The organism is Flavobacterium sp. CSZ, assembly GCF_015350725.1.
Taxonomy (GTDB): domain Bacteria; phylum Bacteroidota; class Bacteroidia; order Flavobacteriales; family Flavobacteriaceae; genus Flavobacterium.
This window is the reverse complement of sequence record NZ_JADKPQ010000043.1, coordinates 1-6618: the sequence shown is the minus strand read 5'-3', so window position 1 is coordinate 6618 and position 6618 is coordinate 1. Positions and strand designations below refer to the sequence as shown.

3 protein-coding genes are annotated in these 6618 nt (G+C 32.6%); all 3 read right to left on the bottom strand.

Translation table 11 applies throughout. The annotated features are described in order from the left end of the window. The coding region (locus IRZ78_RS25790) for a condensation domain-containing protein (RefSeq protein WP_228520627.1) at nucleotides 1–1557 on the bottom strand (1557 nt) is incomplete at its 3' end. 20 nt (nucleotides 1558–1577) lie between these two features. Next, nucleotides 1578–6029 (bottom strand): type I polyketide synthase, encoded by a 4452-nt coding sequence (locus IRZ78_RS25785; RefSeq protein ID WP_194620417.1) that lies wholly within the window; start codon nucleotides 6027–6029, stop codon nucleotides 1578–1580. A 12-nt stretch (nucleotides 6030–6041) separates the two neighbouring features. Continuing rightward, nucleotides 6042–6618: phosphopantetheine-binding protein (locus IRZ78_RS25780; protein ID WP_228520625.1), on the bottom strand; the 577-nt coding region annotated here is incomplete at its 5' end.

Below are 6618 nucleotides of genomic sequence, written 5' to 3'. Positions count from 1 at the left end.
GGCGTTAAAATCAAATAATAATTCTTGACGTTCTGCAGCTATCAGATAGTTGATGTTTTCTATTTTGACCGATGGATCCAAAAGAACTGATTCCATAAGTGCACTGAAATGATGCATCAGTCTTTCGATATCGGCCCTTTGGTAGATATCGGTATTGTATCTTACTGAAAAAGACAAACAATCATTTACTTCCTGAAATATAAATTCAACATCAAAAACGCTGGCTTCCTGACCTCCGCTAACTATTTTATCATCAAACTCCACTGCATACTGTTTAGCTTTCTGTGCTGTATTTAGCATTGTTATTGCAATATCGAAAATTGGATTTCTGTTTAAATTTTTATCTAAATTCAAAGCTTCTACTAATAAATCAAATGGATAGATCTGATTTGAAAAATCCGACAATACAGAATCTTTAACGCTATTGAGAAATGATTTAAAATTATTAGCCGGATCTACTGTATTTTTCAAAACAATGGTATTGACAAAACATCCAATTTGTGCTTCTAAATCTGAGTCTTCCCTACCTGCCACAGGAGTGCCTATAAGTATGTTTTGCTGCGCAGTATATTTATATAAAAGAATATTTAAAAAAGCAACAAGCCCCATATATAAACTGGCTCCTTCATCCTGACAAAGTTTTCTAAACTTATTTGTTAGTTCTGGAGAAATAAATGAATTTAACCGATATCCGTTATGAGTTAAAAATTTTGGACGTGATTTAGCACCCGGTAAATCTAATTGCGGAATCTCACCTGATATTTTTTCAATCCAATATTTCTTATAGGTGCTGTACTGATCATCAATAATACTTTTTGCCTGCCATTCTGCATAATCTTTATATTGAATTCGCAGTTGGTCTAATTCACAGTTTACACCTGCTTTAAAAGCTTCATAAAAGGCGAATATTTCGTGAATTAAAATATCAAAAGACCAGCCATCTGTAATAATGTGATGCATACAGGAATAAACTACATAATGGTCTTCGGCTATTCTAAGAAAAGCAATTCGAAACAATGGACCATGTTCAAGATCAAATGTTTTGCCTTTATCCTCTTCGATATACAGATTGGCCAGATGATCAGCGTTGGGATGAGCACTAAAATCCTTCCAGTCAATTTTAAAAGAATCCTTAGTGTCTTTTACAATGAGCTGTCTTATCTCTGCATCATTATTTAATCTAAATACAGTCCTCAATATTTCATGGCGACTAATTACGCTCTGCAATGCTTTTTCAAAGAGCTTCAAGTCATAATGGCCAATAATTTCAGAACGATTTACCAAATTATATGCTGCAGAATATTCTGAAAGCTGACTTTGTATCCATAATCTCTTTTGAGCATTTGACACGGCATAGTCATCCTTTTCTTCAGCTTTTGCAATTCCGTTTTTTTGTATTGCATTTTCAGATAAGAATTGTATCAACTCCTGCTTTTTATCTTTTAGCCTTGCTATAATTTCATTATCCAGCTCACCATCGAAATTAATCTCGAGGTCCTGTCCCTTTAATGAAACTCTAATATTTTTACTCTCTAATTCTTCTATAAAATCTAACATTTATCTATTATATTTTAAGTTTAAATGACAATTGTGTTTTTTCCTGCCGGCTTATTCTGGATCGTAATTAAAGCAAGCATTATTTCTATCTGCTCTGCTAATTTTTTAACATTTGGGCTTGAATAAAGATCTTTTATATTGAGATCGACATTAAAGAGTTTGTTGACACGTTTAATAAATGTCATTGCTTTAAGGGAATCTCCGCCTAACTCAAAGAAATTATCCAAAACACCTATTGTATTGAGACCATAAAAAAGTTCAAGCATATTACAAAGCTCTTTTTCTATGGCGCTTACCGGGGCAACGTAGTCTTCTTCAAGATTACGGTCAACAGGGTACGGCTCGACACTATCTTTGTTTTCGATTTTATCGTTATTTTTATTTATCTTACCATTGGGATCCTCAGAGGAAATGATAATCTGGGGATAATAATACAGCTGAAGTGTTTTTTCGAACAATTCAATTAACTTATTGTCGCTTATTTTATCCTGGTTGATTCCATCCAGATTGACACAAAACCAATTTTTGAGTTCGTCTCTTTTATGATTGCAAAATGCATCTATAAATGTATTTGCTATTGCATAAGCACCGTAGGTTAATCCTCCCAGAATAGTTGCCAGACTTGATGTAATCCATACAAAATCGAGTGAACGTTCTTTTGAAACTCTGTATATGTTTAAAGTTCCGTTAATTTTAGGATTAAATTGTTTTAAAGCAATATCGCTGTTTAAATCATCTATGGTCCTGAAGGTTTTTGTATCGTTATTACCTGCTGTGTGAATTATTCCGGAAATTTTTCCATAATCCTGTTCTATTTTTTGGATCGTTTCCTTAAAATGATCATAGTCAGACACATCCGAGTCATAATAGTAGATGGGTTTGTTATTTCGTTGTGCATCTTGCAGATATTCTATGTTTTTGGCTAGAACTTCATTTTCTTTACTGGTTTGCGCAATGGTATTGCCTACTTCATCTGAGTTAATTTTTTTTCTGCCAATTACAATTATTGTGCTTTGATAATTTTCAATTAAATGGTCTGTTAAAATTTTACCCACTTTTCCTAATCCTCCTGTAATTACATAGGTTTTGTTTTTCTGTAAAACGGTCTCATTATTTATGTGGTTATCAATTTCGATATTTTCGTAAAATTCAACCCATCGAATTTTATTTCGATACGCAACTGCCGGTTCTGAATAGTTGAATTTTAACTCCTCGACTATTTTTAAAAGAATTTCCGGATTATCTTCTTGCTGCTTAACATCAATGGAACAACTAAATATTGAAGGATTTTCCTGTGCTAAAACATAAAATTGTTTTATAGAGGTTAACATCGCAATATTGTTTTTTTCATCGCCCAAAACATTTTGTCCCAGATCAGATAAAACAGTAATTTTTTTTATCTGATCCGGAAAATGATTAATCAGACATTTGCTTAAATTATTTAATGTAGAAAAAATCTTAACCAAAGATTCCTGGCTGTAATTGGTGAAATTCCAATTAAAGATGATTTGGTTTACCGGAATATTTCTTCGTTCAATTTCATGAAAAAGCGATACAAAATCGTCTTCAGAAGAAGGGTTTACAGCAAAAGTACTCTCATCAATTACATCGAAAGCTATTCCTTTTAAAACTTTCATCAAAGACACTCCATCTTCTTTAAATTGTTTTTCTACTGAATTAATTAGGTTCTCCTGGTCGGAAAAAACTAAATAATTCTGATCTGCATTGTTGTGTTCCTTTTTATTTAAAAGAGATCGTTTCCACTTTGGCAAATAATACCAATTGTTTAAATTGTTATTATTTAAGGCTCCCATTTTACTAAGATTTACAAAAGGATCAACCGTAAAATCTAGTTTATTCTTATCAAAACAATAGGTTGGTGCACTAATTTTATATCTGATTTCAGCAGCATAATAGTGCTCCCAATTGATACTTTTACCCTGACGCCAAAGTTCAGCAATACCATAAGTAAATTTCTTACTGTCATTTACTTCCTCATTAAAATGTCTGACTAATTGTACTGTGGAGTTATTGTCTGAATATAATTTATTTTGTTTTATAAGCGATGAAAGTGTTTTTCCAGGCCCTATTTCTATAAAAACATTATGTCCGTTTTGCAGGATAAATTCTGCCCCTCCTTTAAAGTTTACTGTTTTTCGTAAATGCTTCGCCCAGTATTCTTTTGAAGTTGCTTGCTCATCTAAAATTAATTTACCCGTTAAATTAGAAACAAATGCGAACTTAGGTTTTGAGAATGCAATGCTTTCTAATTCACTTGTATAAAGATCCAACACCTCGTCCATCATTTGTGAATGGAATGCATGAGATGTTTTTAATTTTGAATATCCAATATCCCTGCTTTCCAGCTCGGTTATAAAACCATCAATAAGCTCTGTCTCACCTGAAATAACACAAGAATCATCTGAGTTTACAGCCGCAATCGACAACTCTTTAGGTAAGAACTCTAAAATATCACTAATTGGTACTCCAATTGCCAACATTTTCCCTTTCTTAACCCTGCTCATTAAATCGGATCTTTTAACCAGTATTGATAATGCATCTTTAAATGAAAATACCCCGGCCGTACATGCCGCTACATATTCCCCTAAACTGTGTCCTATCATTATATCGGGCTGAATTCCCCATTTTATTAACAACTGCCCCAGTGCATACTCAAATAAAAATAAGACTGGCTGTGTGTAGCGGGTATTATTGATGAAGTCAGTAACTTTTTGATCTGAATTTTTATAACCAATAATTTCAGCATAATCCGTTCCGGTTATATCTAACAATAAACGGAATCCTTCATCTATAATTTCCTTAAAATCAGCTTCGTCATGATATAGATCAATTCCCATTCTATAATACTGGCTGCCTTGTCCAGGAAACAAGAAAACAGTTTTTCTGTTTGTTTTAAAAGTCAGAACATTTGTGTCGTTTTTTAAATCACTGAGATTTTCAATGAGTTCTTCTTTATTTTGACAAACAAAAAATCTTTTAAACAAAAATGATTCTCTTCCTGACTTTAACGTATAGGCCAAATCAGCTAAATTAAAATCCTCAGTCCCTGCAAATTGTTTTAATTTACGGGTATAGTCATTTAATGATTTTTGGCTCTTTGCCGAATAAGGTATTATTTGATATGGTCTTGATTTTACTTCACTTTGAGTTTTTTCATACTCCTCTAAAACCACATGGGTATTTGTACCGCCAATTCCAAAACTACTTACTCCTGCTCTTAAAGGATAAGAATTGTTATTTTCCCATTTTTTCAATGCTGTATTAACATAGAAAGGTCCTCCTTCAAAATTAATATTGGGATTAGGGTTTTTAAAATGTAGTGAGGGAGGAATCATTTTGTTTTTCAGGGCTAGTGTTGTTTTTACTAAACCTGCTATTCCTGAAGCATAGTTCAAATGACCAAGATTTGATTTTAAAGATCCAATGGCACAATCAAATGTTTTATCGTAATTAAAAGCTTTATTTAAAGCTTCTATTTCTATAGGATCACCCAATGTTGTACCTGTACCATGAGTTTCAATATAAGATATTGTATTGCTGGGTACATTGGCAATTTTATGTGCCATTTTTATACAATCTGACTGTCCAGCAACACTTGGAGCTGTATAGCCAACCTTTCTTTTTCCATCATTATTGGAAGCCGATGAACGAATAACTGCATAAATATTATCACGATCTTTTATGGCATCTTCTAACCTTTTTAAAACCACTACTGCTGAACCTTCTGATGCATAAGTTCCCGTTGAATCTTTATCAAAAGTTCTACAGTAACCATCTTTAGAATTGATCATGCCCTCTTTATAAAAATAGCCGATGTTTTTCGATGTTTTCACATTAATACCGCCGGTAACTGCTATAGAGCACTCTTTAAGCAGTAAATTTCTAGCTGCTATGTGCAGAGCAGAAAGGGAACTTGAACATGCGGTATCAATTGAATAACTTGGTCCTTTCAGATTTAAATTATACGATATAATTGTACTTAGGTTGTTTTTATTAGTAATAAATGACTGGTAAAACGAATCAACATTTTTGTTGGGTTGTGACAAACTATGGGCAATCCAGTTAAAATTATCCGAAGCCGATAGATACAATCCTATTTTATCTTTGTACGTAAAAGGATTGTAACCAGAATCTTCAAGTGCCAGCCATACCTGCTCATGGAGTATTCTTATCTGAGGATCCATAATATTGGCCTCATCTTTAGTGTAGCCAAAAAATTGAAAATCAAAATTGTCAAAACCATTTACCTGTGTTTTTGACTTTACAAAACTAGGATCTTTAATTACCCGTGAGTCTACACCCAATTCTTTCAGTTCCTGGTCGGTATAAAATTGATTGAACTCAGCTCCGTTTTTTATATTATCCCAAAATTCTTTTGGATTTTCAGTTTTTGAGAATTTGCAAGACATTCCTACTATAGCTATATCTTTTTTTATTGAATCTCTTTCCATAGTTTATTTTATTTAATCTTCAATTAGTGATAAGAAATCGTCAATCTCTTCTGAAATATTTTCGTCATTATAATCTGTTTGTTCTGTCTCTTTCTCTGCACGAAAATTATTAGACAGTTCGTAAACATTTGGATATTCAAATAAAAATGAGACTTTTAAGTTTATTTGAAATTCACTATTTATTACACTTACCGTGTTAACCAAATTAATTGAGTTCATACCTAAGTCAAAGAAATTATCATTAATTCCAATTTCATTTTCTTTGCAATTCAGTACATTGGAAATAATTCTGATTATTTTTTGTTCAAACTCATTTCTAGGTGCTTCATAGACTTTTTTAATTAAATCCTCACTTTTTATAGTAGGGAAAGCCTTGAAATCTATTTTACCATTTACCGAGAGCGGTATTCTCTCAATTTTTATATAATACCCCGGTACCATAAATTCTGGTAACCTTGCCTTGAGGTATTCTCTTATCTCAGATTTATCTTTTTCAATTTCAGACACATAGTATAATGTCAGTACCTTTTCGCCATTATACTCATTCACTTTTACTACAGCCTGAGTAATATCTGGAGAAAAACCAGCC